This window comes from Pseudomonas sp. YuFO8 (assembly GCF_035065025.1).
Classification (GTDB): domain Bacteria; phylum Pseudomonadota; class Gammaproteobacteria; order Pseudomonadales; family Pseudomonadaceae; genus Aquipseudomonas; species Aquipseudomonas putida_AE.
The window spans coordinates 1-25345 of record NZ_JAXDEQ010000007.1; the positions used below are offsets into that span (position 1 = coordinate 1).

Below are 25345 nucleotides of genomic sequence, written 5' to 3' on the forward strand. Positions count from 1 at the left end.
GCTGCGATCTTTTGATCTTTAAAATCAAAAGATCGCAGCCTGCGGCAGCTCCTACAGGTGATCTTCATGTCGCCGGGCGAATCGCCTTGATCAACGACTGCAACGAATACCCCAACCGCGGCGCCAGCGCTTCGGCCCGGGCGGTCAGGGCCTTCATGTCCAGCACCTGATCCAGTTCCGACGGCACGATCAGGATCACGTTGCCCTCCTTCACCGGCAGCTCCCAGTAATGTCGGTGATAAAGCCCGCGCAGCAACGCAGCGCCCAGTGGCTTGCCATCGTCGGTGGCCCATTGGTTGATCACCAGCCAGCCCCCCGGATTCAGGCGTTTCTGGCAGTTTTCCAGGAACGACCAGGCCAGATGCCCGACACCCGGACCGACGTCGGTATACAGGTCGACGAAAATCAGGTCCGCCGGTTCAGCGGTGTCGAGCAGCTCCAGGGCATCGCCCACGCGGATATACAGGCGCGGATCATCGTCCAGCCCCAGGTATTCGATCGCCAGGCGCGGCACATCCGGGCGCAGCTCGATGGCTTCGACATCTTCCAACGGCAGGAACTTGAGGCAGGCCTGGGTCAGCGTACCGGCACCGAGCCCCAGGAACAGCGCGCTTTCCGGCTGTTCATGGCACAGCGCGCCAATCAGCATCGCCCGGGTATAGTCGTACTCGAGCCAGCTCGGATCAGCGGTGAACACGCAACTTTGCTCGATGGCATCACCGAATTCGAGAAAACGGTAATCGGCCACTTCCAGCACGCGGATCACGCCAAATTCGTCCTGCACCTCGGCGAGCAGATGCTCGACGCGCTCCTCAGTCATTTCGTCTCCTGATCGTCACCGGGCCTTCTTGGGCAAACAGCAACGCGATAAACCGCAGCGGAAGCGGCAAAGGCGCGATTGTCGGCGAAGCGACGGGAACAGGTCACGCACTAATTGCTGATAACATGGACGTCCGAGCGGAAAACACTAGAGATCATGATGAGCCAACCCTGGAGCCCTGACAGCTGGCGCGCCCTGCCGATCCAGCAACAACCCCAATACCCCGACGCGGCGCATCTGCAGCACGTCGAGCAGACCCTGGCCAGCTACCCGCCGCTGGTGTTTGCCGGGGAAGCCCGGGAGTTGCGCCGTCAGTTTGCCGAAGTGACCCAGGGGCGCGCGTTCTTGCTGCAGGGCGGCGACTGCGCCGAAAGTTTCGCCGAGTTTTCCGCCGCGAAGATCCGCGACACCTTCAAGGTGCTGCTGCAAATGGCCATTGTCATGACGTTCGCGGCCGGTTGCCCGGTGGTCAAGGTTGGACGCATGGCCGGACAGTTCGCCAAGCCTCGTTCGGCCAATGACGAGACCATCGACGGCGTGACACTGCCGGCCTACCGTGGCGATATCGTCAACGGCATCGGTTTCGATGAAAAGAGCCGCGTGCCGGACCCGGAACGCCTGCTGCAGTCCTACCACCAGTCCACCGCCACTCTGAACCTGCTGCGCGCTTTCGCCCAGGGCGGGTTTGCCGACCTGCACCAGGTACACAAGTGGAACCTCGATTTCATTGCCAACTCGGCCCTGGCGGAAAAGTACAGCCACCTGGCCGACCGCATCGATGAAACCCTGGCGTTCATGCGCGCCTGTGGCATGGACAGCTCGCCACAACTGCGCGAAACCAGTTTCTTTACCGCCCACGAAGCGCTGCTGCTCAATTATGAGGAAGCCTTCGTTCGTCGCGACAGCCTGACCAACGATTATTACGACTGTTCGGCGCACATGCTGTGGATCGGCGACCGCACCCGCCAGCTCGACGGCGCGCATGTCGAATTCCTGCGCGGGGTGAACAATCCGATCGGGGTCAAGGTCGGCCCGAGCATGAACCCCGAAGACCTGATCCGCCTGATCGACGTGCTCAACCCCGACAACGATCCCGGTCGCCTGAACCTGATCGCACGGATGGGCGCGAACAAGGTCGGCGATCATTTGCCACAGCTGATCCGCGCCGTGCAGCGTGAAGGCCGACAGGTGCTGTGGAGTTCCGACCCGATGCACGGCAACACCATCAAGGCCAGCAGCGGCTACAAGACCCGCGACTTCGCGCAGATCCTTGGCGAAGTGAAGCAGTTCTTCCAGGTTCACGAGGCCGAAGGCAGTTACGCCGGCGGCATCCACATCGAGATGACCGGGCAGAACGTCACCGAGTGCATCGGTGGTGCGCGGCCGATCACCGAGGACGGTTTGTCGGATCGCTACCACACCCATTGCGACCCGCGGATGAATGCCGATCAGTCGCTGGAGTTGGCGTTTTTGATTGCTGAAACTTTGAAGCAAGTTCGGCGGTAGTTTTTGATCCAGCAGGCTGGCTCCCACATGGGTTTTGTGTACGACACAGGTCCAATGTGGGAGCCAGCCTGCTGGCGATTGGGCCAGATCATTCATCCCCCTATCTGTGCCAATGCCACCCGCAACCTGTACGCGCTCGCCCTAGGGCAATTCAACTGCACCCGCTCCAGCCCCAACCAATCCGCCATCCGTCGCAGATTCACAGCCAACGCCAACATCCCCTCGTCATCCAGCCCCATCTCCTCCTCATGCACGGCATGCACCGCCAACCGCCCGGCAGCCCGCTCGGCACGCAGGTCGATCCGCGCGGCAATCCGCTCATTGTGCAGGAACGGCAGCACGTAGTAGCCGTAGACCCGCTTGTCCGGCGGCGTGTAGATCTCCAGCCGGTAGCGAAAATCGAACAGGCGCTCGGTACGGCTGCGCTCCCAGATCAGCGAATCAAAAGGTGACAGCAACGCGCTGGCCTCGACCTTGCGCGGCACCTTGGGCCCGGGCAGGCAATAGGCCGGTTGCTTCCAGCCCTGGACTTCGCAGATGAGCAACTCGCCATCCTCGACCAACTCCGCCAGACGCGGACGACTGTCGGCAGGATTCAGACGGAAGTAGTCGCGCAAGTCCTTCTCGGTACCCACGCCCAAGGCTGTCGCGGCATGCAGCAGCAAACCGCGCTGGGCCTCGGCTTCATTGAGCAGCGGCTGTGCCAGAACCTGCGAAGGAATGACCCGCTCCGGCAGGTCATAAAGCCGTTCGAAGCCACGCCTGCCAGCCACTGTCACCTCGCCGGCGGCGAACAGCCATTCCAGCGCATGCTTTTCCGCGCTCCAGTCCCACCAGGGCCCTGCCCGCTCCTGGCGGGTCGACAGGCTGCCGGCGCCCAACGCACCGCGCTCTTCAACGCAGGCCAGCACCCGGCGCACCGTGTCCTGCTGTTCGCGACCGAAACGCGCCAGTTGCTGATAAATGTCTTCGCCACGGCTGGCCCGCCCCATGCGCCAGCGCATCAGCGGGTACAGCGACAAGGGCAGCAGGGACGCTTCATGCCCCCAGTACTCGAACAAGGTACGGTGTCGCCCCTGGCTCCAGGCCGCCCGGTCGAGCAAGTCGGCTGAATAATGCCCAAGCCGGGAAAACAGCGGCAGGTAGTGCGAGCGCACCAGTGCATTGACCGAGTCGATCTGCAAAATGCCCAGGCGCTCGATCAAGCGGTTGATCGCGGCAGGCTTGACCGACGCTGGCGACTGGCGCCCGGCAAAACCTTGGGCGGCCAGCGCCAGGCGTCTGGCTTGTTTCAAGGAAAAAGACAGGGAAGCAGGCATCTGAAGGCTCATCGGCAAGGCTCTCCCCACCTTAGCGGCAGGCGGGAAAAACGCCAATGGCCACGTCTCATCGCTTGAGTGGATCATCCCAGAACGGGCGAGTCGCCTCCCGGCGGACATCGGCTCGACTCAAGCCAATATCGCGCAGGCAGTCATCGCTCAATTGCGCCAGCTCGCTGCGATCCCTGCTCAGTTGGCGCCAGCGCTGCAGTCGTGTGATCGCTGCCCAGACTGGCTCTCGAAGCCTGTGGAGTGCAGTTCGCACGCCATGCCTCGCGCGTATTCCTTCAATGCTTCGTCGTTCCATGACACCACTCCTCGATGTTGGGGAGAGGATCTTCGGCCAGTGTAAAAACAGGCTCCAGCAAAGCTCTATGACCATCTGTTTCGGGCTCGCGACAACCCCGTCAGCCCGGGCCTTTGCCGGGATGACGGGGTAGTGTCGGGACATTTCATGGGGTGTCGAGCCTACTTTCCATTGCCCATCGGGTCTTGCCAGAAGTGCAGTTCTGCTTCGTGAGCGACGTCGGCACGACTCAAGCCGATGTCCTTCAACGCTTCATCACTCATGCTCGCCAGCATTTCGCGCTCACGGTGCAGCTCGTACCAGCGGCCGACCTTGTGCAACAGATCGGAAATCAGGTGAACCGAATGTTTTTCAGCGCCATGGATTTCATGTTGACCTTTCATCTTGTTGCCCTCCGTTTGGATGGCTCAAGTCTCTGCCCGGGACTAAGATCAATCCAACGAATGTTTCTGATGGTAACCATCTCGGAGATTGATGCATGTCGGCCTACCCGAGTATCGATACCGAAGTGCTGCGCACCTTTGTCGCCATCGCCGACCAGGGTGGTTTCACCCGCGCCGGTGAATTGGTCCATCGCACCCAGTCAGCTGTCAGCATGCAGATGAAGCGGCTGGAAGAAGATGTGCTGCAGCGCCAGTTGTTCCAGCGCGACGGACGCCAGGTGCGGCTCACAGCCGAAGGCCAGGTGTTGCTGGGTTATGCGCGGCGAATCCTCAAGCTGCACAGCGAGGTGTTCAACACCCTGCGTGAGCCACACATGGTCGGCACGGTGCGCATCGGTACCCCGGACGACTACGTGATGCGTTTCCTGCCAGGGATCCTGCGCCAGTTTGCCCAGTCCTACCCGCTGGTACAGATCGAAGTGCACTGTGAATCATCAAAACAACTGCTGATGCGCCAGGACCTGGACTTGTCCATCGTCACTCGCGAGCCGGGCAGCGAAATCGGCCAGTTGTTGCGCAAGGAACGTTTTGTCTGGGCTGAGGCGCAGTGCTACAGCGCCCACGAGCAGACGCCCTTGCCCCTGGCGATGTTCAACAGTGATTGTTTCTGCCGGATGTGGGCCTGCAACGCCCTCGATGCCCAAGGGCGCGATTATCGCGTGGCGTATAACAGCGACAGCCTGTCGGCGATCATGGCGGTGGTCAGCGCCGGCCTGGCCGTCACCGCGCAACTGGAAAGCCTGATCACCGCGGACATGCGCATCCTCGGTGAAGCCGAGGATCTGCCGGTGCTGCCCGAGGCCAGCATCATGCTGGTGCGCAACCTGCATAATCCGTCACCGATCACCGAGTGCCTGGCCGAGCACATCGTCGAAGGCTTCAAGCTTTAAAAACAAGCATGACCGCACATAACAGCAGAAAGCCGCAAAACAAGGCGCGCAGCAGGCGCTCCGGCAGGCTGTGGGCGATCTTCACGCCCCAACTGATGCTCATCAACCCACCGATCGCCAGCGGCACACCAATCATCCAGTTCACCTGGTGATGCACCCCATAGGTAACCAGGGTGACGCCGGTGCTCGGTAGGGCCAGCGCCAGGGACAGACCCTGGGCAACCACCTGGGTGGTGCCGAACACACTGGTCAACACCGGTGTTGCCACCACGGCCCCGCCCACGCCAAACAAACCGCCCATGGTGCCGGATGCCGCACCGAGTACGCCCAGCCAGGGCCATGAATGGTTCATCTGCGCCGAAGGCGGCGTGCTGGCCATGAACATCCGCGCGAGGTTGTAGGCGCAAAGTGCGACCAGGAATGCGACAAATCCGATACGCATGGTTTGCGCATCGACCCCTACTGCCCAGATCGATCCAAGCCAGGCGAAGCAGAATCCCATCAACGCAAGCGGCAGTGCGTGGCGCAACTCGATCCTGTTGCGCTGGTGGTAGCGCCATAGCGCCAACATCACGTTCGGCACCACCATCACCAACGCCGTCCCCTGGGCAATCTGCTGATCGAGACCGCACAACACGCCCAGCAACGGAATCGCGATCAATCCCCCGCCAATGCCAAACAGGCCGCCGAGGGTTCCCAGGGCCGCGCCGAATACCAGATACAACACAAATTCAATCACAGCGCATTTCTCCACACGTCAGGCGATTCATCCTACGCAACTGGTTCTAGCGGGGAAACGCACAGCAACGCACAATGGCTATGCCAAACCTGCACAAGCATCGAGCCAAACATGAATCCCAATCAACTGACCGAACAACTGGGTCTGTTTCTGGATGTGCTGGAAACCGGCAGCTTTTCCGCAGCGTCCCGCCGTCATCCCCTGACGCCCTCGGCAGTGGCGCGGCGCATCGACAGCCTGGAAAGCGCCGTCGGCAGCCAGTTGTTCATTCGCAGTACCCACGCGGTGCGCGCGACGCCGGCGGGGCTGGCGTTTGCCGAACGGGCACGGCGGATAGTCGCCGAACTGCGCTTGGCCCGGGCCGAGGCGGTGTCCCTGAGCAGTGCTCCGGAAGGCCTGATTCGTATCGACGCACCGGCTGCGTTCGGGCGGCGACATCTGGCACCGGTGATTGCCGATTTCCTGCTGCTTTATCCCGGCCTCGACGTGCAATTGCAGCTGATCGACAGTTTTGTCGACATGCAGGGCTTGAACCTGGGCAAGGTCGACCTGGTGTTGCGCGCCGGGCAATTGGCCGATACGCGGTTGGTGGCCACGCCGCTGGCGAGCATGGTGCGTGTCGCCTGCGCCAGCCCCGACTACTTGCAGCGCCGCGGCGTGCCGAAAGATCCGGCGCAGCTGGTCGAACATGACGGCCTCGACTGGGCCGGCCTGGCCCCGCCCTTCGCCTGGCGCTTCGAACGGGATGGCCAGATGCAACTGCATCGGCCGTCGCGCGTGCGCATGAGCGCCAACAATGCCGAAGCGCTGATCTACAGCGCACTGGCCGGCCTGGGCATCGCCCACCTGCCGACCTGGCTCGTCAGCGAATACCTGTTGCGTGGCGAACTGCTGCCGTTGTTCTGCGAAAACGGCCTGCCGAAACCGGAAAGCTCCGGGATCTACGCCTTGCGACTGCAGCAGCAGCCTAACTCTCGCAGCCGCCTGTTGCTGGAGTATCTGAAAACCCGCTTCAGCCCCATTCCGCCCTGGGACCTGGCGTTGCAAACCAACCTGGGCCGGCATTAGTCGAAAATTGCTGGCGCGTTAAAGATTTGACCGCTAGTTTTATCAGGATCACTGATCAAGGCTTCCAAATGACCACCAAGCGCGACACCCCGGATAACTGCGACGACCTGCTGCTGGACAATCAGGCCTGCTTCGCCCTGCATTCCACTTCGCTGATGCTGACCAAGGTCTACAAACCCTTGCTGCAGGCGTTGGGCCTGACTTATCCGCAATACCTGGCGATGATGGTGCTGTGGGAACAGGACGGCTTGACCGTAGGTGAAATCAGCGCGCGCCTATTGACCGATCCCGGCTCGCTGACCCCGCTGCTCAAGCGCCTGGAAGCCGAAGGCGTGCTCAGCCGCACCCGCAGCCGTGAGGACGAGCGCGTGGTGATCGTCGAACTCACCGAACAGGGCCGTGCCTTGCGCGACAAGGCCCGGGGCATTCCCCAGTGCATCCTCGGCGCCAGTGGGATGACCCTGGAGCGACTGCAAAAGCTTCAAGCGGAACTGCAGGAACTGAGGCGTCACCTGCAAGAAAACCTCTGACTTTCAAACCACCGAACGTCCCACAGTTTGTTTTGCGCTTGTGCTGGAAAATCAGCTGATCTGCATTTTTTCAAAATTTATCTTGCGCACTAAACATTAGCGCGATACATTTATTTCGCACTTACTTAGCGCGCAAACATTTAGCGCAACTAACCAGACCCGAACGAGGCTTTCACCATGCAAACTCTCTACACCGCAATCGCAACCTCCACCGGTGGCCGTGACGGTCGTGCGATCTCCAGCGACAACATTCTCGACGTCAAGCTCGCCACCCCGAAAGAACTCGGCGGTGCTGGCGGCGCGGCGACCAACCCGGAGCAACTGTTCGCCGCCGGCTACTCCGCCTGCTTCATCGGCGCACTTAAATTCGTCGCCAGCCAGACCAAACGCAAGATCCCCGACGACGCCTCGATCACCGCCCACGTCGGCATCGGCCAGATCCCTGGCGGTTTCGGCCTGGACATCGACCTGCACATCAGCCTGCCAGGGCTTGAACAAGCCGACGCACAAACCCTGGTCGAGGCGGCCCACCAGGTCTGCCCGTACTCCAACGCCACCCGCGGCAACGTCGAAGTACGTCTGCACGTCACCGTCTAACCGCTGATCACCCAGGCCCGAACAGGAAACGAACATGAACGCTTTCAGCAAAGTCTTGACCGGTACCCTTCTCGCCCTGTCCGTGCACAGTGCATTCGCCGGCGACGTTGAACGCAACACCCAGGCATTCCTCGATGTGCTGAATGCAGGTACCGGCAAGCCGCTTGAACAACTCAGCCCGAAAGACGCCCGCGCCGTGCTGACGGGTGCACAGGCCGGGGTGAAACTGACGCTGCCAAAAGCCGATGTCAGCCAGAAGACCATTCAAGTCGACGGCCAACCGCTGAAACTGACCATCGTCAGGCCGGCCGGGGTCAAGGGTGAGCTGCCCGTGTTCATGTTCTTCCACGGCGGTGGCTGGGTGCTGGGGGATTTCCCGACCCACGAGCGGCTGGTGCGTGATCTGGTGACGGGTTCGGGGGCCGCGGCCGTGTTCGTGAACTACACGCCATCTCCGGAAGCCCATTACCCGGTGGCGATCAACCAGGCTTACGCCGCGACGAAATGGGTGTCCGAGCACGGCAAGGAGATCAACGTCGATGGCAAGCGCCTGGCAGTAGCCGGCAACAGTGTCGGCGGCAACATGGCGGCGGTGGTTGCGCTGATGGCCAAGGACAAGGGCACTCCGGCAATCAAGTTCCAGGTGTTGCTGTGGCCGGTCACGGATGCCAACTTCGAAACCGCTTCCTACAACCAGTATGCCGAAGGGCACTTCCTCACCAAAAATGCGATGAAGTGGTTCTGGGATAACTACACCACCGACGCCAACCAGCGTAACGAAATCTACGCCTCACCTCTGCGCGCAACCACTGCCCAGTTGAAAGGGTTGCCGCCAGCATTGGTGCAGACCGCCGGTGCCGACGTGTTGCGCGACGAAGGTGAAGCCTACGCCCGCAAACTCGACGAGGCTGGCGTGGCGGTGACATCGGTTCGCTACAACGGCATGATCCACGACTACGGTTTGCTCAACGTGGTGAGCCAGGTGCCGGCGGTGCGATCGGCGATGTTGCAGGCCTCTGAAGAGCTCAAGCAACATCTGAAATAACACGCTTTACTGTAGGAGCCCGGCTTGCCGGCGAAAGCGATCTCGAATACCCCTTCGCCGGCAAGCCGGGCTCCTACAAACAGGCACAAAAAAGCCCGACTCAATGGTCGGGCTTTTTCATTCCTCAAGCAGTGCTTATTTGGCACGGCCTTTGTAGGAACCGCCTTCGCGGGTATCGATCTCGATCATGTCGCCGATTTCGATGAAGTCAGCAACCGACAGCTCGGTACCGTTCTTCAGTTTGGCAGGCTTCATCACCTTGCCGGAAGTGTCGCCGCGAGCGGAACCTTCGGTGTAGTCAACCTGACGCACGATGGTGGTCGGCAGCTCTACGGAAACCAGACGATCTTCGAAGAACACGGCTTCGCAAACATCGGTCATGCCTTCTTCAACGAAAGGCAGAACGGCTTCGATGTCTTCAGCGTTCAGTTCGTACATGGTGTAGTCGGTGGTGTCCATGAACGTGTAGCTGTCGCCGCTGATGAAGGACAGGGTCGCTTCTTTGCGGTCAAGGATCACGTCGTCCAGCTTGTCGTCGGCGCTGTAGACGGTCTCGGTCTTGTAACCGGTCAGCAGGTTTTTCAGCTTGGTCTTCATGATCGCGCTGTTACGGCCCGACTTGGTGAATTCAGCTTTCTGAACCAGCCAAGGATCGTTGTCGATACGGATCACGGTACCGGGTTTGAGTTCTTTACCAGTTTTCATTGCGAATATCCGAATTTGGATGGGATTTACAAAAATCTAGGCCGCGTATCATATCCAATTTACATAAAACTGTACCAGCGCCGCGGCAAGATCGGTCTGCAAGGCCTGTTCCAGACACCAGGTCTCGGCGTGTTTTTGCAGCTGTGGCCAGTGTTTGCGGGTCGACTGCCAGTGGTCGGTCATTGTCTCACCGGCATTCCAGGCCCGCCAGAGACCGCTGATCGCCTCGCCGGCCGCAGGCGGCAGGTCCTTGACGTATAGCGCGAGGAAGGCTTCGAGCTTGTCCAGATGGACATCTTCCTCCTGCTGATAGATGTGCCACAGCATTGGCCGCCCTGCCCATTGCGCGCGGACAAAGGAATCTTCGCCGCGTACGGCGTTGAAATCACAGCACCAGAGCAACGGGTCGTACTGGTCCTGTCGGACGAACGGCAGTACCTGCACGGTCAAGGCATCGCGCACATGCAGCGACCCGACCTGCAGGTCCTGCACATTCAGCCAGCGCTCGACATCCCCCAGGATCCGCCCTTGCGGCACCAGCAGATGAGTGGGCGTCGAATCGCTGGCCAATGTGTCCAGCCAACTGGCCAAGCCGGCATTTTCATAGGCAAACAGCGAAATCAGTAGCGCACCCGGTGAGCGGTCGACCCCCAGGTCTTGCAGGAAGGCCCGCTGAGCCTCGGCACTCTGCTGAAACTGTCGACGCCGTTCGAGCAATCCGCTTTCACGCAGCAGGCCACCCGTATTTTTGTGGAACCCCGGGAAGAAAAAGTGCTTCTGTACGTGTTTGTATTTGACCGACGGCAAGCCGTGGCAGCCGATCACCCAGTCCTCGGCGCTCAAGTAGTCGAGGTTCATCCACAGCGGTGTTTTTTCCCGCTGGGCCATGGCGTCCATGTAGGCGCCGGGCAACTGGCAAGCAAACGCGGCGATCACCACATCGGCCGCCTCGACCGGTTGCCAGTCCGCCGACCATTGGCACACTTCGACACCTTCCTGCCATTGTTGGCCTGCGTGAATGTCGATTTCCGGGCACAAGCGTTCGAAGGCACGCAGGTCGTCCACCCACAAACGCACCGCCAGCCCATGTTCGGCCACCAGTTGCCGCGACAGCCGCCAGGTCACGCCGATGTCGCCATAGTTGTCGACCACGGTGCAAAAAATATCCCAGCGGGTTTTCATATCAGGCATTCCAGGCTCCCGTTGGCAAAGGCAGCGATTGTCCGCATAAATCAGCCCGCGCAGAAGAGCCGACGACGATTAATCTTCGTGCGACAATCCTCACTCGCCCGCGACCCTTCGCCAGGAGGCAACCATGCCCTACCGCCCTACTCCGCGCCGATCCTTTTCGATTCAACTCAATGCCCTGCAACTGACCGGCAGTATCGCCCTTGGCATGTGGCTAGGCTTTATCGCCATTGTGTTGACCGTCTGGCTGGTGTCCCGGCTGTTTTTCAGCGAACAACTGGCACCGGTCGCAGCCGCGGTGGAGCAACTGGCCAAACCGCCGGTGGTGACTCGACCGGTGCCGGATATCCCGGCACAGAGCCCATTGTTCGAGCAGTATGAAGAAAACCTGCGCAGGAACGAGCAGGCGCAACGACTCGACCAGGCACGCGCCAGCAACCGCAACCTGGCGAACCCCAAATGCCAGTTCTGGTTGCAACAGGACCAGACGGCACCCAGCGAAAAAAGCCGCGCCAACGTCCTGCAATTCTGCGATTGATCATGAATAAGCATACCGTGCACCAACTGATTCTCGACAAGCTGCGAGTCGATCTCGACATTGCCGAGCGCGCCGCGCAAACCGCCTACGAAACCGCGACCCACGAAGAAAACATCGCCGAAAACAAGTACGACACCCTGGGCCTGGAGGCGTCTTACCTGGCCGCCGGGCAGGCCAGGCGTGTCGAAGAGATTCGCCTGTCACTGGCGCTTTGCCAGAACCTGGCACTGCGTCCCTATGACGATCAACGGGGTATCGAGATCGGTGCCCTGCTCGGCCTGGAAGACGACAAGGGCCGCGAGCAGTGGCTGTTCCTGGCGCCGGATGCGGCGGGGCTGAAGGTTGACCTGGTGGGGCAACTGATTACCGTCATCACCCCGCGCTCGCCGCTGGGCAAAAGCCTGCTGGGCAAGTTCGAAGGCGACGAGGTGGAGATTCTGGTGGCGGGCGCTCGGCAACAGTTCGCTGTCACCGAGGTGGTTTGACCGGCTGTCCTGCCGGCGCAGCAGGACGGGCTATCAGTGAACAGGCAGTTCGACGCCGTCGAACAGCTCTTCCAGCTCCTGCTTGTTGTGGCACTGGATGGCCTTGGCCATGACTTCGCGGGTCAGGTGCGGAGCGAACTTCTCGATGAAGTCGCACATGAAACCCCGCAGGAAGGTGCCGCGACGGAAACCGATCTTGGTCACGCTGGACTCGAACAGTTCGCTGGCATCGAGTACCACCAGGTCGCTGTCGAGTTTGGTATCGACGGCCATTTTCGCCACGATGCCCACACCCAGGCCCAGGCGAACGTAGGTCTTGATCACGTCGGCGTCAGCGGCGGTGAACACCACCTTGGGCGTCAGGCCGCGGTGGCTGAAGGCTTCGTCGAGCTTGGAACGGCCGGTGAAACCGAACACGTAGGTGACGATCGGGTATTCGGCCAGGGCCTCGAGGGTCAATTTCGACAGCTTGGTCAGCGGGTGTCCCTGGGGCACGACCACACAGCGGTTCCAGCGATAGCAAGGCATCATCACCAGGTCGCCGAACAGCTCGAGGGCTTCGGTGGCAATGGCGAAATCCACGGTGCCATCAGCGGCCATCTCGGCGATCTGCATGGGCGAGCCCTGATGCATGTGCAGGGCAACATCCGGGTACTGCTTGATGAAATTGCTGATCACCGGCGGCAAGGCGTAGCGCGCCTGGGTGTGGGTGGTGGCGATCGACAGGGTGCCTTTCTTCTCGTTGGAGAATTCCTGGGCGATCTGCTTGATGCTTTCGACCTTGCGCAGGATTTCGCCAGCGGTGGTGATGATGCGCTCACCGGCCGGAGTGACGCGGGTCAGGTGCTTGCCGCTGCGGGCGAACACTTCGACACCCAGTTCGTCTTCCAGCAAGCGGATCTGTTTACTGATGCCCGGCTGAGAGGTGTAGAGACTTTGGGCTGTAGCGGAAACGTTGAGGTCGTGGTGCGCCACTTCCCAGATGTAGCGCAGTTGTTGGAGCTTCATATGAATCCCTCAAAGCAGGTAGACGCCACGGGCATCAGCGACGGTATATAACTATATTAATGGTTTGAAGAATAAATCTAGAACTTTTTATCAAAAGGCCATTATTCGTGTTCTAGCGATCCCCTTGGCGACGACGTTGCACCAGCGGCACCAGGTAGACCGGCACCGTGGACAGTTGCAACACCCGGGCGGCGGTCCGGCCCAAAGGCGTTTCCGCCCCCGCACCATGGCTGTGACTACCGACGATAAGCAAATCCACCGAGAGTTTGTGCGCCTGGTCGAGGATCACCTGTGACGGATCACCCTGCAGCACCCGCACCGCCTTGATCCGCTCAAGGTCCTGCTCGCCCTCGTCGCCCAGCTCTTCGCGAAAATTGTCCAGCACCCGCTGCTCGATGCTGGCGATCACGGTGTTAAGACCCTGGCTATGGAATTCGTTCAACGCCTGCTCGTCGAGATAACTCTGCAGCACCGATTCGGCGAACAGCCCCATGGGTTCGACGGCGTGCACCACATACAGGTCGGCATTGAATGTTCGCGCCAATTCCAGGGCATGCTGCATCACCACAGGTGCATACAGCCCGAGGTCAGTGGCATACAGCATCGAACGAATCATATGACCTCCTCGCGTGCCAACATGGCGGAGATTGATTCAGCTTAGCAGTGCCTTGGCGAGTACGACGTCCGGCGTAACACGTTGAACGGCGGGCTTAAACCTTTTGCTCGTTGCTTATGCCATGTGGCACATGGCCGGTGGCGACCACTTCGCGGGCCAACTCGCAATGGCCGGCCTGATCGTCGAAAAACACGTCCGCGGCGAAGGCTTCAAGGAAGGCCGACTTGGTCAGTCCACCGAGGAACAGCGATTCATCCAGGCGAATATCCCACTCGCGCAACGTGCGGATCACCCGCTCATGAGCCGGCGCCGAGCGCGCCGTGACCAGTGCCGTGCGAATCGGACAGGCGTCATCCGGGAATTCGCGCTGCAACAGATTAAGGGCGGCGAGGAAGCCCTTGAACGGCCCGCCGCGCAAGGGCTCGCGAGCCGCTTCGCGCTCGCTGGCCTGGAACGCTTCCAGGCCACCGGCTTGATAGACGCGTTCGGACTCGTCGGAAAACAGCACGGCATCACCGTCAAAAGCAATGCGCAGTTCATCGCTGGCCGCACGGCTGGCGCCACCGGACAGAATGGTCGCCGCGGCGAACCCGGCGTCCAGCGCACTGCGCACGTCTTCGGCGTGGGTTGAGAGAAACAGGTCGCAGCCAAAGGCCTTGAGGTAGGGATATGGACTGCGCCCGCCGACAAACGCCGCACGGGAAATCGCCAGGCCATAGTGGTGGATCGAGTTGAACACACGCAGGCCGGTGTCGGCGCTGTTGCGCGACACCAGGATCACCTCGACCCGGGCGCGGCCGAGGTGGGCATTGAGGGCGAGGAGTTTCTGCACCAGCGGGAAGGCGTCACCGGGCTCGAGGATTTCGTCTTCGTGTTCGATCTGATATTGCCGGTAGGCCTCGACGCCACTCGACAGATAGACCTTGTGGCTTTCACTCAGGTCGAACAACGCTCGCGACGAAATCGCCAGCACCAGCTTGTCGTCTATGGACTTTGGCATCCGCTTCCCCCTCTGATAGATCGACTCAGGTATTACGTCGATCGATGAAACTCAAGCTGCGATACATCGCCTCGATGCGCGGCATGTCACAGCCGGCGGCTTTCGCCGCGGCCAGTGGCCGGGCGTATATGGCCTCCAGCTCCAGCGGCCGCTTGTGCAGAAAGTCGTGGTACATGCTGGGCCAGTAGTCGGGCATTCGCTGCGTCACCTGCAAAAGCTGATCGGCATAGGTGGCGGGCACCTCGTGACCGCAGGCGTTTGCGCCCTGGATAACCTCGGCCATCAGCGACCGGATCAGCTCATGGCTGTCGGCATCGGCCATCAGCGGCGTAGTGCTCGCCCCGAGCAGCACGGACAGGCCGTTGTACGGGATATTCCAGACCAGTTTCTGCCAGCGCGCCTGGTGCAGGTTCGCCATGGCCTGGGCGTCAATGCCGGCCGCACGGAACAGCCCAACCCCCTCCTCGACAATGGCCGCACGTTCAGGCTGACCCGGCGCCGGCCCGCTGTGATAGCCGACATGCACCGCCCCCAGCGCCTGATGGGTAATGACCCCCGGCCCCTGGCGATGCACGCAGATATAGCAGAGCCCGCCCAGCACATGCAGAGCGTCGGGCAGCAGTTCACGCAGGTCGTCTTCGACATCCAGGCCATTTTGCAACAGCAGCACCCTGGCATTCGGCGCGGCGGCCTGCACGATGGCCGGCGCGAGGTCGCGGTTACTGGTGGTTTTTGCGCCAACCAGCAACCAGTCGCAGGGTGGCATGTCTTCGGCCGCCGAATAGGCCTGCACCGGATTCAGCGTCAGCGCGCCATGTACCGCGCTGTGCAGCTGCAACCCGCGCTCGGCCACCGCGGCAAACTCACTGCGCAACAGAAAATGCACATCGAACCCGGCCTGCGCCAGCATCACCCCGTAGAACCCGCCGATGGCACCGGTCCCGATTATGCCGATTCTCGGCTTGGCAACTGCTCCCGTCATGGCAACTCCTCTGCTGTTCTACTGAGCGCCTGCCCCAAGGCCGTGTTCAGCTCGGTGCGGGTCAGGCGCGACTTTAGTGCCCCGAAGAATTCGCCGTCGCGTACGACAAACAGCGCCGGCAAGTGAAAGACCTGATAACGCTCGACCACCCCGCCATTGTTGCCAGCGTCGATCCAGCACAATCGATCGACATCCAGATCGAGCGCAGGCAGCTGCTCGCGGGCAAAACGGCAACTGGCGCAGCCGACACTGGTGAAAATCACCAGCGATACGCCGTTCATTGCCAGCAGCCGTTGGTCGGCGTCGAAATCGGTCAGTTCCAATTCGACCACTATACTGGGGGAAACAATGTCAGATGGCCGACACATGGAGTCCGTGCTCATGGGACGTTTTCTTCCTCATCCTGACGATATACCTGTCGAGTTGACGTTGCTCAAACCTGAGTGCATCTCCCGCCAACAGCTGCACACTATCAGCCTCGGGGGCATGGCTTGCAATTATCACCGCGCCTGGCGCCACGGTACGGCGCTGCAGGTACGCATGCCAAGCCTGAACCCGGACCTGTGTTTCCTGGGCTACGTGGCCTGGTGCCTGCGACGCAAGCGCGGCTACCTGGTCGGCATCGCCTTCGTCGACGAACAGACGCTTTTCAGTGCCCGCATGGGCGAGCAGGTGTGCCAGATCGAGCGCTACTGCCGTCAACATGATGCCCACAACGATCTGCAGGATATCCAGGCCCTGGCCCTCGAGTGGGTCCAGCAGCATGCCGACGAGTTCTCCCACGACACGGTTCGCAAGGCTTTTGCACAGGCTGTGCTGGATTAAACCGGGCCAGCCCATTGTCGAGCCACGGTGTAACGCGCTAAGGTTCCGTTCCCCGACGCGCTTAATTTGCTGTGCTCCGCCGCGCGGGTTCGCTGGCGGCCGGCACCCGTGACCTGACGAGTAAACGATGGCTGATTTACCGATCAACGACCTAAACGTCGCTTCCAACGAGACGCTGATCACTCCCGACCAGCTCAAGCGTGATATCCCCCTGAGCGATGCCGCCCTGCGCACCGTCACCAAGGGCCGCGAAGTCATTCGCAATATTCTGGATGGCACCGACCATCGCCTTTTCGTGGTCATCGGGCCCTGCTCGATCCACGACATCAAGGCGGCCCACGAGTACGCCGAGCGCCTGAAGGTTCTTGCGGCGGAAGTGTCCGATACCCTGTATCTGGTCATGCGCGTGTATTTCGAGAAGCCACGCACCACCGTTGGCTGGAAAGGCTTGATCAACGACCCGTACCTCGACGACTCGTTCAAGATCCAGGATGGCCTGCATATCGGTCGCCAACTGTTGCTGGACCTGGCCGAAATGGGCCTGCCGACCGCCACCGAAGCGCTCGACCCGATCTCCCCGCAATACCTGCAGGACCTGATCAGCTGGTCGGCCATCGGCGCGCGCACCACCGAATCCCAGACTCACCGGGAAATGGCCTCCGGCCTGTCCTCGGCCGTCGGCTTCAAGAACGGCACCGATGGCGGCCTGACCGTAGCGATCAACGCCCTGCAATCGGTTTCCAGCCCGCACCGCTTCCTGGGCATCAACCAGGAAGGTGGCGTGTCGATCGTCACCACCAAGGGCAATGCCTACGGTCACGTGGTACTGCGCGGCGGCAACGGCAAGCCGAACTACGATTCGGTCAGCGTCGCCCTCTGCGAGCAGGCACTGAACAAGGCGAAGATCAAGCCCAACATCATGGTCGATTGCAGCCACGCCAACTCCAACAAGGACCCGGCCCTGCAACCGCTGGTGATGGAAAACGTCGCCAACCAGATCCTCGAAGGCAACCAGTCGATCATCGGCCTGATGGTCGAAAGCCACCTGAACTGGGGCTGCCAGGCCATTCCGAAAGACCTCGCCGACCTGCAATACGGCGTGTCGATCACCGATGCCTGCATTGACTGGACGGCCACCGAGAACACCTTGCGCAGCATGCATGCCAAGCTCAAGGAAGTGCTGCCAAAACGCGAGCGCACCTGACCGACGCTTGTCGCAGACAAAAAAACGCCGGGCTGAGCCCGGCGTTTTTTTATGCATCCGATTCGTTGCAGGTCACTGGCTCAGCTTGGCAGCATGACGCTGGTGACGCTCCATGTAGCGCTCGACGTAGGAGCACGAGGGAATGACGGTATAGCCCATTTCCTCGGCGTACTGCAGCGCCTGTTCGGTCAGGGCCGCGGCGATGCCGCGACCGCGCAATGCGTTGGGCACAAACGTGCGATAGATATCCAGGGTCTGTTTCCCCAGATCCATATAGGTCAGGTAGGCACGATGACCGTCCACATTGGTCTCGAATTGATGACCAGCCTGGTCATGGTGGATGGACAACGCCTCGCTCATCACTACTCCTCGCGGGTCTGGATTTCTGACCCCTACCTTACCGATGTTTTTCCGGCGAAGGAACAACTACGCCACCCCGTGCCTGAATCGACACCGAGAAAAGCTACACCGATCTCGCGCAACCGAGCACGTACAAATAGTAGGCGCCATTGGCAGAAATGCTCAAGGTTCGCTCGTCATCATGCTGGTTGGCGGGTGCTGCTGTGGATAACGCAGGAACAGCTCGACCGAGGGTCTTGCAGCGGTCGGTAGCCTGAACATTGCCGGATGTTGAGACATAAGACGAGCGCCCCTCGTTAAAGTCACCTGTAACATGGAGAAAGATATGAGAGACGCCACGCAAATTCCGAACAAAAGTGTAGACGAATGCATCTAGATGGACTTTAGCCAAGACCGCAAAAAGAGCTTTGGGCATGGGGAACTTTTCCTTGGCGGCTCGCTCATCTCGGGCCTTCTAGCTGGATATTTTTTATACAACGCAGTTAAAAGTTGCTCGAAAAAGAATCAACGCCTACAATTTTTTTTGCTTCTTGCTTCACGTCAGTTTACTTACGACAAGTAATGGGTAGTATGTACGCCGGCTATTTCCTCACTCGGAGGAGACAGCCACTTACTAGAAAGTCCTTGAAGGGGAACACGATGAACAACGTTCTGAAATTCTCTGCTCTGGCTCTGGCCGCAGTTCTGGCTACCGGTTGCAGCAGCGCATCGAAAGAAACCGAAGCACGTCTGACCGCTACTGAAGACGCAGCAGCTCGCTCCCAGGCTCGTGCAGACGAAGCTTACCGTAAAGCTGATGAAGCTCTGGCTGCTGCTCAAAAAGCACAACAGACTGCTGACGAAGCTAACGAGCGTGCTCTGCGCATGCTGGAAAAAGCTAGCCGCAAGTAATAGTCCTTCGGGATTATTATCAAGCCGACCCATTTTTTGGGTCGGCTTTTTTATTGCCTGCTGTTTCCTGCAGCCAATAAAAAACCCGCCGACGCGGCCTGCGTCGGCGGGTTTGTTTCAGGCATTACTGCAGCGGATCGATCGGTGCACTCGTCACCATCGGCGCGGTCGTGTTCGGCACGCCGATTTCCACCGGCAGGCCATCTTCGGCCGCGACAACATCACGTACCACATCCCAGTTCATGCGCAGGTTGTTGGTGATGTCTTCACGCTTGAGCATCGCGTTGATCACGGCAGTGTGCTTGTCGACCACCGACGGGTTGCCCTTGTCGTCCAGCGGTGTGTGCGCTTCCAGGTAAACCTTGCCGCCACTCACGCCGAACTTGTAGGAGTCGTTGATGATCCGCACGGACGTCCCGACCGGCACCATGCCCGCCATCTCCAGCACGTTGTTGTTGAACATGCGGAAGCAGCCGTGGCTGGTGCGCATGCCGATGCCGAACTTCTTGTTCGAACCGTGGATCAGGTAGCCTGGAGTCCCCAGGGTGAACTTGAACGGCCCCAGGGGGTTGTCCGGGCCGGCCGGCACCACATTTGGCAGCGGATCACCATCGGCGGCATGCTCGGCCTTGATCGACGCCGGAGGCGTCCAGGTCGGGTTCGGCGTCTTGGCGATGATGCTGGTGTGGGCAATCGGCGAGCCCCAGCCTTCACGACCGATCCCCAGCGGGAAGGTGTAGACCACGTTCTTGCCTTTCGGGAAGTAGTAGAGGCGGTACTCGGCCAGGTTGATGACAATGCCTTCACGCGGGCCCGGCGGCAGGATGAAGCGGGTCGGCAGCACGATTTCAGTGCCGGCGCCAGGCAGCCATGGATCGACGCCAGGGTTGGCCGCGACCATTTCCGAATAACCCAGGTCGTAGGTCGTGCCCAGGTCGGCGAAGGTGTCTTCGTACTTGGCCTGGATCACTTGCACCTGACCGACGATGTCTTCACCAGGCGGTGGCAGGGGTAGCTCCAATGCTGCGACGGGACCCGCTACACAGAGGGCGGCAAGTGTCAGGCAGCGGGTGACGGCGGGAAAGCGCGGCAACATCCGGAAAATCCTTTGCATGATCGACAGAGGGTATAAGAACGCGATTGTACACCGCCGGCCGTTATTTCGGGGAGGTCGCGGGTAGTGCAGGCGATGCAAGGCATTTCCTGGCGGCCTGTTGTTTGTTGATGGAGTACATATCCATTACTGCGGTAACGGCCGTCTATGGCTTGCCTCTTACCTGTAGGAGCTGGCTTGTCGGGTCGCCGCATCGCAGCGATGGTCGTCAACGATGACGTGCGCTGTCTGAATGAATGCGGCGTCCAGACGTTTTTCGCGAGCAAGCTCGCTCCTACAGTTTGATCGGAGTACATCTACAGGAGATGGGTCGGCCATGAGGCCGCCTTCGCTGGCAAGCCAGCTCCTACAGTTTGATCGGAGTACATCTGTGGGAGATTGGTCGGCCATGAGGCCGCCTTCGCTGGCAAGCCAGCTCCTACAGGGTTTTCACCCGCCAACGAAGCCGCCGTCACCGCAGAAAGGATCAAAGCTCGAACCGCAACTCCGGCCAGATTGGCGACGTGCCGCGCTTCTGCGATTCAAGAATGGCCCGGCACAACGAGCACAGGCGCTGGTCCTGGAACACCCGGCGGTCGACGTTCGACCAGCGCGGCTGAGCCGGCAGCAGACTGCCGCACAGGGTCCGGTCCGCCGAGCCGCCCAGCTCCAGTTGTCGGGTCACCAGGTGTACCCGCACTTCCTGGCAGGCGAACAGATCCAGCTGTTCGTCAGGCTCGATCAGTTGATAGGCATAAAGTGACCAGGCAGAACGCGGCATCGGGGGCTCCAAATCGGGGGCGCCACCTTAGCCGAAAGCCTGCTCCTAGAAAAGTGTCATAACAGCGGTTTTAGCGTAGGCCAGACATTTTCCAGCAACTTGTCCTGGGCCCCGGCTGCCGGGTGTATGCCATCGGCCTGCATCAGGTCCGGATGACCGCCCACGCCGTCGAGGAAAAACGGTACCAGCGGGATTTTTTTCTCATCGGCCAGGTTGCTGTAAACCTCAGTGAAGGCCTTGGTGTAGCGAGCGCCGTAATTGGGCGGCAATTGCATGCCGAGCAGCAGCACCTTGGCGCCCGCCTGCTGGGACTGCAGAATCATCGACGCAAGATTTTGTTGCAATTGCGATGGCAGCAGTCCGCGCAGGCCGTCATTGCCCCCCAACTCCAGGATCACCAGATCCGGCTTATGCTCTGCAAGCAGCGCCGGCAGGCGTGCCTGGCCTCCGGCGCTGGTGTCGCCGCTGATGGACGCATTGACCACCTTATCGTCGAAACCTTCGCGCTTGAGCCGCTGCTCGAGCAACGACACCCACCCCAAGCGGGTATCCAGCCCGAAACCGGCGCTGATACTATCGCCAACGATCAGGACTGTACCCGCCGCTGCGTTCTGGGCCATGCACATCAAGGCCAGGCCAGCACTCAAAAACCACACACGCATCGGATTCTCCATGGGCGCAAGCATTCTCACCGCGAAGAACCTCAGCAAAGTGGTCCCTAGCGCGGAAGGTGAACTGACTATCCTGCACGAACTCAGCCTGGAACTGAACAAGGGCGACAGCCTGGCCATCGTCGGCGCCTCCGGTTCCGGCAAATCCACCCTCCTCGGCCTGCTCGCCGGCCTCGACTTGCCAAGCAGCGGCGAAGTCACCCTCGCCGGCCAAGGCCTGAGCAACCTCGACGAGGACCAGCGCGCACGCATCCGTGCCGAGCACGTGGGCTTTGTCTTCCAGTCGTTCCAGCTGCTCGACAGTCTCAACGCCCTGGAAAACGTCATGCTGCCGCTGGAGCTCGATGGCCGCCAGGATGCCCGCGGCCGCGCCACCGAGCTGTTGCAGCGGGTCGGCTTGGGGCAACGCCTGACCCACTCGCCACGCCAGCTCTCAGGAGGCGAACAGCAGCGCGTGGCGATTGCCCGCGCGTTTGCCGCCGAACCCGATGTGCTGTTCGCCGACGAACCCACCGGCAACCTCGACAGCCACACCGGCGAGCGCATCAGCGACCTGCTGTTCGAACTCAACCAGGAGCGCGGCACGACCCTGGTGCTGGTGACCCACGATGAACGCCTGGCACACCGCTGCCGGCGCCTGATCCGCCTTGAAGCCGGCCTGCTGGTCGCCCCCCTGGAGCCTTGATGGCACGTCTGCCGCTGTTGCGCCTGTTCAGTCTCGCCGTCCGCCAGTTGCTGCGCGATGCCCGCGCCGGTGAATTGCGCGTGTTGTTCTTCGCCCTGGTCGTGGCCGTGGCGGCAAGTACCGCCATCGGTTACTTCGGCGCCCGCCTCAATGGCGCGATGATGCTGCGCGCCACCGAGTTTCTCGGCGCCGACCTGCTGCTCGAAGGCAGTTCGCCAGCACGCCCCGAACAGATCAGGAGCGGCACCGAGCTGGGCCTGCAGCATGCGCAAGTGGTGGAGTTCTCCAGCGTCATCGCCACCGACAACGGCATCCAGCTCTCCAGTATCAAAGCCGCCGACGACGTCTACCCACTGCGCGGCGAACTGAAAAGCGCCCCTGAGCCTTTCGCCCCGGAAGAACCCGGCGGCGGGCCGAAACCCGGTGAGGCCTGGGTCGAGGCACGATTGCTGACGGCGCTGGACCTGAAGATCGGCGACAGCATCGACGTCGGCATGAAAACCCTGAAGCTGGCACGAGTGCTGACCTACGAGCCCGATCGCGCCGGCAATTTCTACAGCCTGACGCCGCGGGTGTTGATCAACCTCGGTGACCTGCAGGCGACTGGCGTGGTGCAACCCGGCAGTCGGGTCAGCTACCGCGAGCTCTGGCGCGGCGATGCAGCGGCGCTGGAAACCTATCGTCAACTGATCAAGCCCGGCCTGGCGGCCAACCAGCGGATCCAGGATGCCCGCGATGGCAACCGGCAGATTGGCGGCGCCCTGGGCAAGGCCGAGCGCTACCTGAACATGGCCAGCCTGGTGGCGGTGCTGCTGGCCGGGGTGGCCGTGGCGTTGTCGGCGACTCGCTTCGCCACTCGCCGCTTCGATGCCAGCGCGCTGTTGCGTTGCCTTGGCCTGTCCCGTCGGGAAACCATGGTGTTGTTCAGCTTGCAACTGACCGTGCTCGGCCTGCTCGCCAGCCTCAGTGGCGCCGTCATCGGCTGGCTGGCGCAGCTGGGACTGTTTGCCCTGCTGCATGACTTGCTGCCGACCGACGTGCCACCGGGCGGCCTGTTCCCCGCCATCGCCGGGATTGGTACCGGACTGGTGGCCCTGGCCGGTTTTGCCCTGCCGCCGCTGGCGGCATTGGGTCGGGTTCCGCCCTTGCGTGTATTGCGCCGGGACCTGCTGCCGATTCCCTCCAGCACCTGGATGGTCTACGGCGCTGCATTGGGCGCTCTCGGGCTGATCATGTGGCGCCTGAGCCTGGACCTGGTACTGACCTTCGCCCTGCTCGGTGGCGGCGTGGTCGCGGCACTGGTACTGGGCGGCCTGCTGTTGCTGCTGTTGAAAAGCCTGCGCCGCCTGCTGGCCCGCGCCTCCCTGCCGTGGCGCCTGGGGCTGGGCCAGTTGCTGCGCCACCCATTGGCAGCCGCTGGGCAGGCCCTGGCATTCGGCCTGATCCTGCTGTCGATGGCGTTGATCGCCCTACTGCGCGGCGAGTTGCTGGACACCTGGCAGAACCAGCTACCGAAGAACGCACCGAACTATTTTGCCCTGAACATCCTGCCGGCGGACAAGCAGGCGTTCACCGATCGCCTGATCGCGTTGTCGGCGAAATCGGCGCCACTGTATCCGGTAGTCCCGGGGCGGCTGATCAGCATCAACGGCGAACCGGTGCAGCAAATCGTCACCAAGGAATCGGCCGGTGACCGGGCCATCCAGCGTGACCTGAGCCTGACCTGGGCGGCCGACCTGCCTGAGGGCAACACGATCACCGCCGGCAACTGGTGGCCGCAGCCGCCGCCGGATGAAATCCCCGGCGTGTCGGTGGAGGGCAAGGTCGCCGAAAGCCTGAAGCTCAAGCTCGGCGATCATCTGGTCTTTACCGTGGGCGGGGCCAATCGCGAGGCCAAAGTCACCAGCCTGCGGGAGATCAACTGGGACAACTTCCAGCCGAACTTCTTCATGATCTTCCAGCCCGGCACCTTGAAGGATCTGCCGGCCACCTACTTGACCAGCTTCTATCTGGCGGCGGGGCATGACCAGCAGATCGTCGACCTGTCGCGCAGTTTTCCGGCGGTGACGATCCTGCAGGTCGAGGCGTTGCTGGCGCAACTGCGCAGCATCCTCGCCCAGGTCACCCTGGCGGTGGAGTACGTGTTGTTGTTCGTGCTGGCGGCGGGCATGGCGGTGCTGTTCTCAGGTTTGCAGGCGACGCTGGATGAACGCATCCGCCAGGGCGCGCTGCTGCGAGCACTGGGGGCCGAACGGCAACTGCTGGTGAAGGCGCGACGTATCGAGTTCGGCTTGCTGGGTGCGGTCAGCGGCTTGCTGGCGGCGCTGGGCTCGGAAGTCGTCAGCCTGGTGCTCTACCGATACGCCTTTGATCTGCCCTGGCATCCGCATCCGTGGCTGCTGGTGCTGCCGTTGATCGGCGCCGTGCTGATCGGTGGCGCCGGCGTGTTCGGCACCCGGCGCGCCTTGAACGCCAGCCCCCTGACAGTCCTGCGCGAGGGTTGATAGACTCAGGCGCTCCTGATTCGAAGAAAAGTTGCCATGAGCCGTTATCGCCCTCCCCGTTCCGCCGGCACCGCGCTGATCACCCCCGAAGGTGAAGCGCGGATGCGCGCCGAGTTTCATGAACTGTGGCACGTCCGCCGCCCCCAGGTGACGCAAGCGGTCAGCGAAGCCGCAGCCCAGGGCGATCGCTCGGAAAACGCCGAGTACACCTACGGCAAAAAGATGTTGCGCGAGATCGACAGCCGCGTGCGCTTCCTGACCAAACGCCTGGAAGCACTCAAGGTCGTCAGTGAAAAACCCAGCGACCCGAACAAGGTGTATTTCGGCGCCTGGGTCACGATCGAGGACGAGGACGGCAAGGAGTCACGCTATCGCATCGTCGGGCCGGATGAGCTGGATTTGAAACAGGGCCTGATCAGCATTGACTCGCCATTGGCCCGCGCGCTGATCGGCAAGGCACTGGACGCCGAAGTACGGGTCCAGACACCGACGGGTGAGCAGTGTGTGTATATCGTGGCGATCGAGTATCTATGAGCCGCAGCGCC

General features: G+C 61.2%; 31 protein-coding genes. 14 read left to right on the plus strand and 17 right to left on the minus strand.

Going from position 1 to position 25345, the window contains the following annotated elements; translation table 11 throughout:
• Window positions 1-64 precede the first annotated feature (64 nt).
• Window positions 65-820, minus strand: a complete 756-nt coding sequence (locus SOP95_RS08395) for a spermidine synthase (protein ID WP_323606799.1) — start codon at window positions 818-820, stop codon at window positions 65-67.
• Window positions 821-979: 159 nt separating this feature from the next.
• Here SOP95_RS08395 and SOP95_RS08400 point away from each other — a divergent pair, with 159 nt between their 5' ends.
• The gene (locus tag SOP95_RS08400; RefSeq protein ID WP_110749138.1) at window positions 980-2326 is read left to right on the plus strand and encodes a class II 3-deoxy-7-phosphoheptulonate synthase; all 1347 of its coding nucleotides are present in this window, start codon (window positions 980-982) and stop codon (window positions 2324-2326) included.
• Between the two features lie 92 nt (window positions 2327-2418).
• Here the strand turns inward: SOP95_RS08400 and SOP95_RS08405 are convergent, their stop codons facing one another.
• The 3 genes from SOP95_RS08405 to SOP95_RS08415 form a co-directional block, all read right to left on the minus strand.
• Window positions 2419-3645: a winged helix-turn-helix domain-containing protein gene (locus SOP95_RS08405; protein ID WP_323606801.1), complete on the minus strand. Its 1227-nt coding sequence runs from the start codon at window positions 3643-3645 to the stop codon at window positions 2419-2421.
• 67 nt (window positions 3646-3712) lie between these two features.
• Window positions 3713-3952 (minus strand): DUF1127 domain-containing protein, encoded by a 240-nt coding sequence (locus SOP95_RS08410; protein ID WP_408597690.1) that lies wholly within the window; start codon window positions 3950-3952, stop codon window positions 3713-3715.
• A 161-nt stretch (window positions 3953-4113) separates the two neighbouring features.
• Window positions 4114-4335, minus strand: coding sequence for a DUF1127 domain-containing protein (locus SOP95_RS08415; protein ID WP_274075379.1), 222 nt, complete (start codon window positions 4333-4335; stop codon window positions 4114-4116).
• A 95-nt stretch (window positions 4336-4430) separates the two neighbouring features.
• On the opposite strand from SOP95_RS08415, the gene SOP95_RS08420 reads away from it, so the two are divergent.
• Entirely contained in the window at window positions 4431-5285 is an 855-nt protein-coding gene (locus SOP95_RS08420; RefSeq protein WP_274075380.1) for a LysR substrate-binding domain-containing protein, read from the plus strand.
• Here the strand turns inward: SOP95_RS08420 and SOP95_RS08425 are convergent.
• Window positions 5275-6024 carry a sulfite exporter TauE/SafE family protein gene (locus SOP95_RS08425; protein WP_323606802.1) on the minus strand — a complete coding sequence of 250 codons (750 nt, stop codon included), beginning with the start codon at window positions 6022-6024 and terminating at the stop codon, window positions 5275-5277. The two genes, SOP95_RS08420 and SOP95_RS08425, sit on opposite strands and share 11 nt — an antisense overlap.
• A 111-nt stretch (window positions 6025-6135) precedes the next feature.
• Between SOP95_RS08425 and SOP95_RS08430 the strand changes: the two genes are divergently transcribed.
• The 4 genes from SOP95_RS08430 to SOP95_RS08445 all read left to right on the plus strand — a co-directional run bounded on the left by SOP95_RS08430 (window position 6136) and on the right by SOP95_RS08445 (window position 9264).
• Window positions 6136-7092, plus strand: coding sequence for a LysR family transcriptional regulator (locus SOP95_RS08430; protein WP_274075381.1), 957 nt, complete (start codon window positions 6136-6138; stop codon window positions 7090-7092).
• Between the two features lie 68 nt (window positions 7093-7160).
• Window positions 7161-7622: a MarR family winged helix-turn-helix transcriptional regulator gene (locus tag SOP95_RS08435; protein WP_274075382.1), complete on the plus strand. Its 462-nt coding sequence runs from the start codon at window positions 7161-7163 to the stop codon at window positions 7620-7622.
• Between the two features lie 177 nt (window positions 7623-7799).
• Window positions 7800-8219: an organic hydroperoxide resistance protein gene (locus tag SOP95_RS08440; RefSeq protein ID WP_110749149.1), complete on the plus strand. Its 420-nt coding sequence runs from the start codon at window positions 7800-7802 to the stop codon at window positions 8217-8219.
• A 34-nt stretch (window positions 8220-8253) separates the two neighbouring features.
• Entirely contained in the window at window positions 8254-9264 is a 1011-nt protein-coding gene (locus tag SOP95_RS08445) for an alpha/beta hydrolase (RefSeq protein WP_323606803.1), read from the plus strand.
• Between the two features lie 135 nt (window positions 9265-9399).
• On the opposite strand, the gene SOP95_RS08450 is transcribed toward SOP95_RS08445, so the two are convergent.
• Both SOP95_RS08450 and earP read right to left on the minus strand, forming a co-directional pair.
• The gene (locus SOP95_RS08450) at window positions 9400-9969 is read right to left on the minus strand and encodes an elongation factor P (RefSeq protein WP_017125860.1); all 570 of its coding nucleotides are present in this window, start codon (window positions 9967-9969) and stop codon (window positions 9400-9402) included.
• A 48-nt stretch (window positions 9970-10017) separates the two neighbouring features.
• Window positions 10018-11160 (minus strand): elongation factor P maturation arginine rhamnosyltransferase EarP, encoded by a 1143-nt coding sequence (gene earP, locus SOP95_RS08455; RefSeq protein WP_323606804.1) that lies wholly within the window; start codon window positions 11158-11160, stop codon window positions 10018-10020.
• Between the two features lie 124 nt (window positions 11161-11284).
• On the opposite strand from earP, the gene SOP95_RS08460 reads away from it, so the two are divergent.
• Both SOP95_RS08460 and SOP95_RS08465 read left to right on the plus strand, forming a co-directional pair.
• Window positions 11285-11695, plus strand: coding sequence for a hypothetical protein (locus SOP95_RS08460; RefSeq protein ID WP_274075385.1), 411 nt, complete (start codon window positions 11285-11287; stop codon window positions 11693-11695).
• A gap of 2 nt (window positions 11696-11697) precedes the next feature.
• Entirely contained in the window at window positions 11698-12180 is a 483-nt protein-coding gene (locus SOP95_RS08465) for a GreA/GreB family elongation factor (RefSeq protein ID WP_323606805.1), read from the plus strand.
• Window positions 12181-12213: 33 nt separating this feature from the next.
• On the opposite strand, the gene cysB is transcribed toward SOP95_RS08465, so the two are convergent.
• From cysB to SOP95_RS08490, 5 genes are all read right to left on the minus strand, one after another.
• Window positions 12214-13188: an HTH-type transcriptional regulator CysB gene (gene cysB, locus SOP95_RS08470; RefSeq protein ID WP_008049066.1), complete on the minus strand. Its 975-nt coding sequence runs from the start codon at window positions 13186-13188 to the stop codon at window positions 12214-12216.
• Window positions 13189-13300: 112 nt separating this feature from the next.
• Window positions 13301-13804 carry a universal stress protein gene (locus SOP95_RS08475; RefSeq protein WP_274075387.1) on the minus strand — a complete coding sequence of 168 codons (504 nt, stop codon included), beginning with the start codon at window positions 13802-13804 and terminating at the stop codon, window positions 13301-13303.
• A gap of 94 nt (window positions 13805-13898) precedes the next feature.
• Window positions 13899-14804, minus strand: coding sequence for a 5'-nucleotidase (locus tag SOP95_RS08480; protein ID WP_323606806.1), 906 nt, complete (start codon window positions 14802-14804; stop codon window positions 13899-13901).
• 25 nt (window positions 14805-14829) lie between these two features.
• Window positions 14830-15786 (minus strand): putative 2-dehydropantoate 2-reductase, encoded by a 957-nt coding sequence (locus SOP95_RS08485; RefSeq protein WP_323606807.1) that lies wholly within the window; start codon window positions 15784-15786, stop codon window positions 14830-14832.
• Entirely contained in the window at window positions 15783-16169 is a 387-nt protein-coding gene (locus SOP95_RS08490; protein ID WP_323606808.1) for a thioredoxin family protein, read from the minus strand. The genes SOP95_RS08485 and SOP95_RS08490 overlap by 4 nt, the downstream gene beginning before the upstream one ends.
• On the opposite strand from SOP95_RS08490, the gene SOP95_RS08495 reads away from it, so the two are divergent.
• Window positions 16168-16611: a PilZ domain-containing protein gene (locus tag SOP95_RS08495; protein ID WP_274075391.1), complete on the plus strand. Its 444-nt coding sequence runs from the start codon at window positions 16168-16170 to the stop codon at window positions 16609-16611. The two genes, SOP95_RS08490 and SOP95_RS08495, sit on opposite strands and share 2 nt — an antisense overlap.
• A 127-nt stretch (window positions 16612-16738) precedes the next feature.
• Window positions 16739-17815 carry a 3-deoxy-7-phosphoheptulonate synthase gene (locus SOP95_RS08500; RefSeq protein WP_274075392.1) on the plus strand — a complete coding sequence of 359 codons (1077 nt, stop codon included), beginning with the start codon at window positions 16739-16741 and terminating at the stop codon, window positions 17813-17815.
• Window positions 17816-17887: 72 nt separating this feature from the next.
• On the opposite strand, the gene SOP95_RS08505 is transcribed toward SOP95_RS08500, so the two are convergent.
• Together SOP95_RS08505 and SOP95_RS08510 are read right to left on the minus strand one after the other, a co-directional pair.
• Window positions 17888-18175 (minus strand): GNAT family N-acetyltransferase, encoded by a 288-nt coding sequence (locus tag SOP95_RS08505; protein WP_020800382.1) that lies wholly within the window; start codon window positions 18173-18175, stop codon window positions 17888-17890.
• Window positions 18176-18278: 103 nt separating this feature from the next.
• Window positions 18279-18590, minus strand: coding sequence for a hypothetical protein (locus SOP95_RS08510; protein WP_274075393.1), 312 nt, complete (start codon window positions 18588-18590; stop codon window positions 18279-18281).
• Between the two features lie 224 nt (window positions 18591-18814).
• Here SOP95_RS08510 and oprI point away from each other — a divergent pair, with 224 nt between their 5' ends.
• The gene (gene oprI / locus SOP95_RS08515; protein WP_003183784.1) at window positions 18815-19066 is read left to right on the plus strand and encodes an outer membrane lipoprotei OprI; all 252 of its coding nucleotides are present in this window, start codon (window positions 18815-18817) and stop codon (window positions 19064-19066) included.
• Between the two features lie 124 nt (window positions 19067-19190).
• Here oprI and SOP95_RS08520 read toward each other — a convergent pair whose 3' ends face one another.
• From SOP95_RS08520 to SOP95_RS08530, 3 genes are all read right to left on the minus strand, one after another.
• The gene (locus tag SOP95_RS08520) at window positions 19191-20162 is read right to left on the minus strand and encodes a L,D-transpeptidase family protein (protein WP_274075394.1); all 972 of its coding nucleotides are present in this window, start codon (window positions 20160-20162) and stop codon (window positions 19191-19193) included.
• A 484-nt stretch (window positions 20163-20646) separates the two neighbouring features.
• Window positions 20647-20940 (minus strand): hypothetical protein, encoded by a 294-nt coding sequence (locus SOP95_RS08525; protein WP_008055299.1) that lies wholly within the window; start codon window positions 20938-20940, stop codon window positions 20647-20649.
• A gap of 56 nt (window positions 20941-20996) precedes the next feature.
• Window positions 20997-21602, minus strand: coding sequence for an arylesterase (locus SOP95_RS08530; protein WP_323606819.1), 606 nt, complete (start codon window positions 21600-21602; stop codon window positions 20997-20999).
• 10 nt (window positions 21603-21612) lie between these two features.
• On the opposite strand from SOP95_RS08530, the gene SOP95_RS08535 reads away from it, so the two are divergent.
• The 3 genes from SOP95_RS08535 to greB are packed head-to-tail and all read left to right on the plus strand — an operon-like array spanning window position 21613 to window position 25334.
• Window positions 21613-22296 carry an ABC transporter ATP-binding protein gene (locus SOP95_RS08535; protein WP_274075396.1) on the plus strand — a complete coding sequence of 228 codons (684 nt, stop codon included), beginning with the start codon at window positions 21613-21615 and terminating at the stop codon, window positions 22294-22296.
• Window positions 22296-24800: an ABC transporter permease gene (locus SOP95_RS08540; protein ID WP_323606820.1), complete on the plus strand. Its 2505-nt coding sequence runs from the start codon at window positions 22296-22298 to the stop codon at window positions 24798-24800. Before SOP95_RS08535 ends, SOP95_RS08540 begins: the two co-directional genes overlap by 1 nt.
• 36 nt (window positions 24801-24836) lie before the next feature.
• Window positions 24837-25334 (plus strand): transcription elongation factor GreB, encoded by a 498-nt coding sequence (gene greB, locus SOP95_RS08545; protein ID WP_274075398.1) that lies wholly within the window; start codon window positions 24837-24839, stop codon window positions 25332-25334.
• Window positions 25335-25345: the final 11 nt, after the last annotated feature.

Excerpts from the sequence above, each read along its gene's own strand:
- SOP95_RS08430 (WP_274075381.1), top strand. The coding sequence starts at position 6,136 with ATGAATCCCAATCAACTGACCGAACAACTGGGTCTGTTTCTGGATGTG.
- SOP95_RS08475 (WP_274075387.1), bottom strand. The coding sequence starts at position 13,804 with ATGATTCGTTCGATGCTGTATGCCACTGACCTCGGGCTGTATGCACCT.
- SOP95_RS08435 (WP_274075382.1), top strand. The coding sequence starts at position 7,161 with ATGACCACCAAGCGCGACACCCCGGATAACTGCGACGACCTGCTGCTG.
- SOP95_RS08415 (WP_274075379.1), bottom strand. The coding sequence starts at position 4,335 with ATGAAAGGTCAACATGAAATCCATGGCGCTGAAAAACATTCGGTTCAC.
- SOP95_RS08420 (WP_274075380.1), top strand. The coding sequence starts at position 4,431 with ATGTCGGCCTACCCGAGTATCGATACCGAAGTGCTGCGCACCTTTGTC.
- SOP95_RS08520 (WP_274075394.1), bottom strand. The coding sequence starts at position 20,162 with ATGTTGCCGCGCTTTCCCGCCGTCACCCGCTGCCTGACACTTGCCGCC.
- SOP95_RS08480 (WP_323606806.1), bottom strand. The coding sequence starts at position 14,804 with ATGCCAAAGTCCATAGACGACAAGCTGGTGCTGGCGATTTCGTCGCGA.
- SOP95_RS08540 (WP_323606820.1), top strand. The coding sequence starts at position 22,296 with ATGGCACGTCTGCCGCTGTTGCGCCTGTTCAGTCTCGCCGTCCGCCAG.
- SOP95_RS08505 (WP_020800382.1), bottom strand. The coding sequence starts at position 18,175 with ATGAGCGAGGCGTTGTCCATCCACCATGACCAGGCTGGTCATCAATTC.
- SOP95_RS08525 (WP_008055299.1), bottom strand. The coding sequence starts at position 20,940 with ATGCCGCGTTCTGCCTGGTCACTTTATGCCTATCAACTGATCGAGCCT.
- SOP95_RS08465 (WP_323606805.1), top strand. The coding sequence starts at position 11,698 with ATGAATAAGCATACCGTGCACCAACTGATTCTCGACAAGCTGCGAGTC.
- SOP95_RS08500 (WP_274075392.1), top strand. The coding sequence starts at position 16,739 with ATGGCTGATTTACCGATCAACGACCTAAACGTCGCTTCCAACGAGACG.
- SOP95_RS08510 (WP_274075393.1), bottom strand. The coding sequence starts at position 18,590 with ATGCCCAAAGCTCTTTTTGCGGTCTTGGCTAAAGTCCATCTAGATGCA.
- SOP95_RS08410 (WP_408597690.1), bottom strand. The coding sequence starts at position 3,952 with ATGGAACGACGAAGCATTGAAGGAATACGCGCGAGGCATGGCGTGCGA.
- oprI (WP_003183784.1), top strand. The coding sequence starts at position 18,815 with ATGAACAACGTTCTGAAATTCTCTGCTCTGGCTCTGGCCGCAGTTCTG.
- SOP95_RS08460 (WP_274075385.1), top strand. The coding sequence starts at position 11,285 with ATGCCCTACCGCCCTACTCCGCGCCGATCCTTTTCGATTCAACTCAAT.
- greB (WP_274075398.1), top strand. The coding sequence starts at position 24,837 with ATGAGCCGTTATCGCCCTCCCCGTTCCGCCGGCACCGCGCTGATCACC.
- SOP95_RS08530 (WP_323606819.1), bottom strand. The coding sequence starts at position 21,602 with ATGCGTGTGTGGTTTTTGAGTGCTGGCCTGGCCTTGATGTGCATGGCC.
- SOP95_RS08405 (WP_323606801.1), bottom strand. The coding sequence starts at position 3,645 with ATGCCTGCTTCCCTGTCTTTTTCCTTGAAACAAGCCAGACGCCTGGCG.
- SOP95_RS08395 (WP_323606799.1), bottom strand. The coding sequence starts at position 820 with ATGACTGAGGAGCGCGTCGAGCATCTGCTCGCCGAGGTGCAGGACGAA.
- cysB (WP_008049066.1), bottom strand. The coding sequence starts at position 13,188 with ATGAAGCTCCAACAACTGCGCTACATCTGGGAAGTGGCGCACCACGAC.
- SOP95_RS08400 (WP_110749138.1), top strand. The coding sequence starts at position 980 with ATGAGCCAACCCTGGAGCCCTGACAGCTGGCGCGCCCTGCCGATCCAG.
- earP (WP_323606804.1), bottom strand. The coding sequence starts at position 11,160 with ATGCCTGATATGAAAACCCGCTGGGATATTTTTTGCACCGTGGTCGAC.
- SOP95_RS08535 (WP_274075396.1), top strand. The coding sequence starts at position 21,613 with ATGGGCGCAAGCATTCTCACCGCGAAGAACCTCAGCAAAGTGGTCCCT.
- SOP95_RS08490 (WP_323606808.1), bottom strand. The coding sequence starts at position 16,169 with ATGAGCACGGACTCCATGTGTCGGCCATCTGACATTGTTTCCCCCAGT.
- SOP95_RS08485 (WP_323606807.1), bottom strand. The coding sequence starts at position 15,786 with ATGACGGGAGCAGTTGCCAAGCCGAGAATCGGCATAATCGGGACCGGT.
- SOP95_RS08440 (WP_110749149.1), top strand. The coding sequence starts at position 7,800 with ATGCAAACTCTCTACACCGCAATCGCAACCTCCACCGGTGGCCGTGAC.
- SOP95_RS08495 (WP_274075391.1), top strand. The coding sequence starts at position 16,168 with ATGGGACGTTTTCTTCCTCATCCTGACGATATACCTGTCGAGTTGACG.
- SOP95_RS08450 (WP_017125860.1), bottom strand. The coding sequence starts at position 9,969 with ATGAAAACTGGTAAAGAACTCAAACCCGGTACCGTGATCCGTATCGAC.
- SOP95_RS08445 (WP_323606803.1), top strand. The coding sequence starts at position 8,254 with ATGAACGCTTTCAGCAAAGTCTTGACCGGTACCCTTCTCGCCCTGTCC.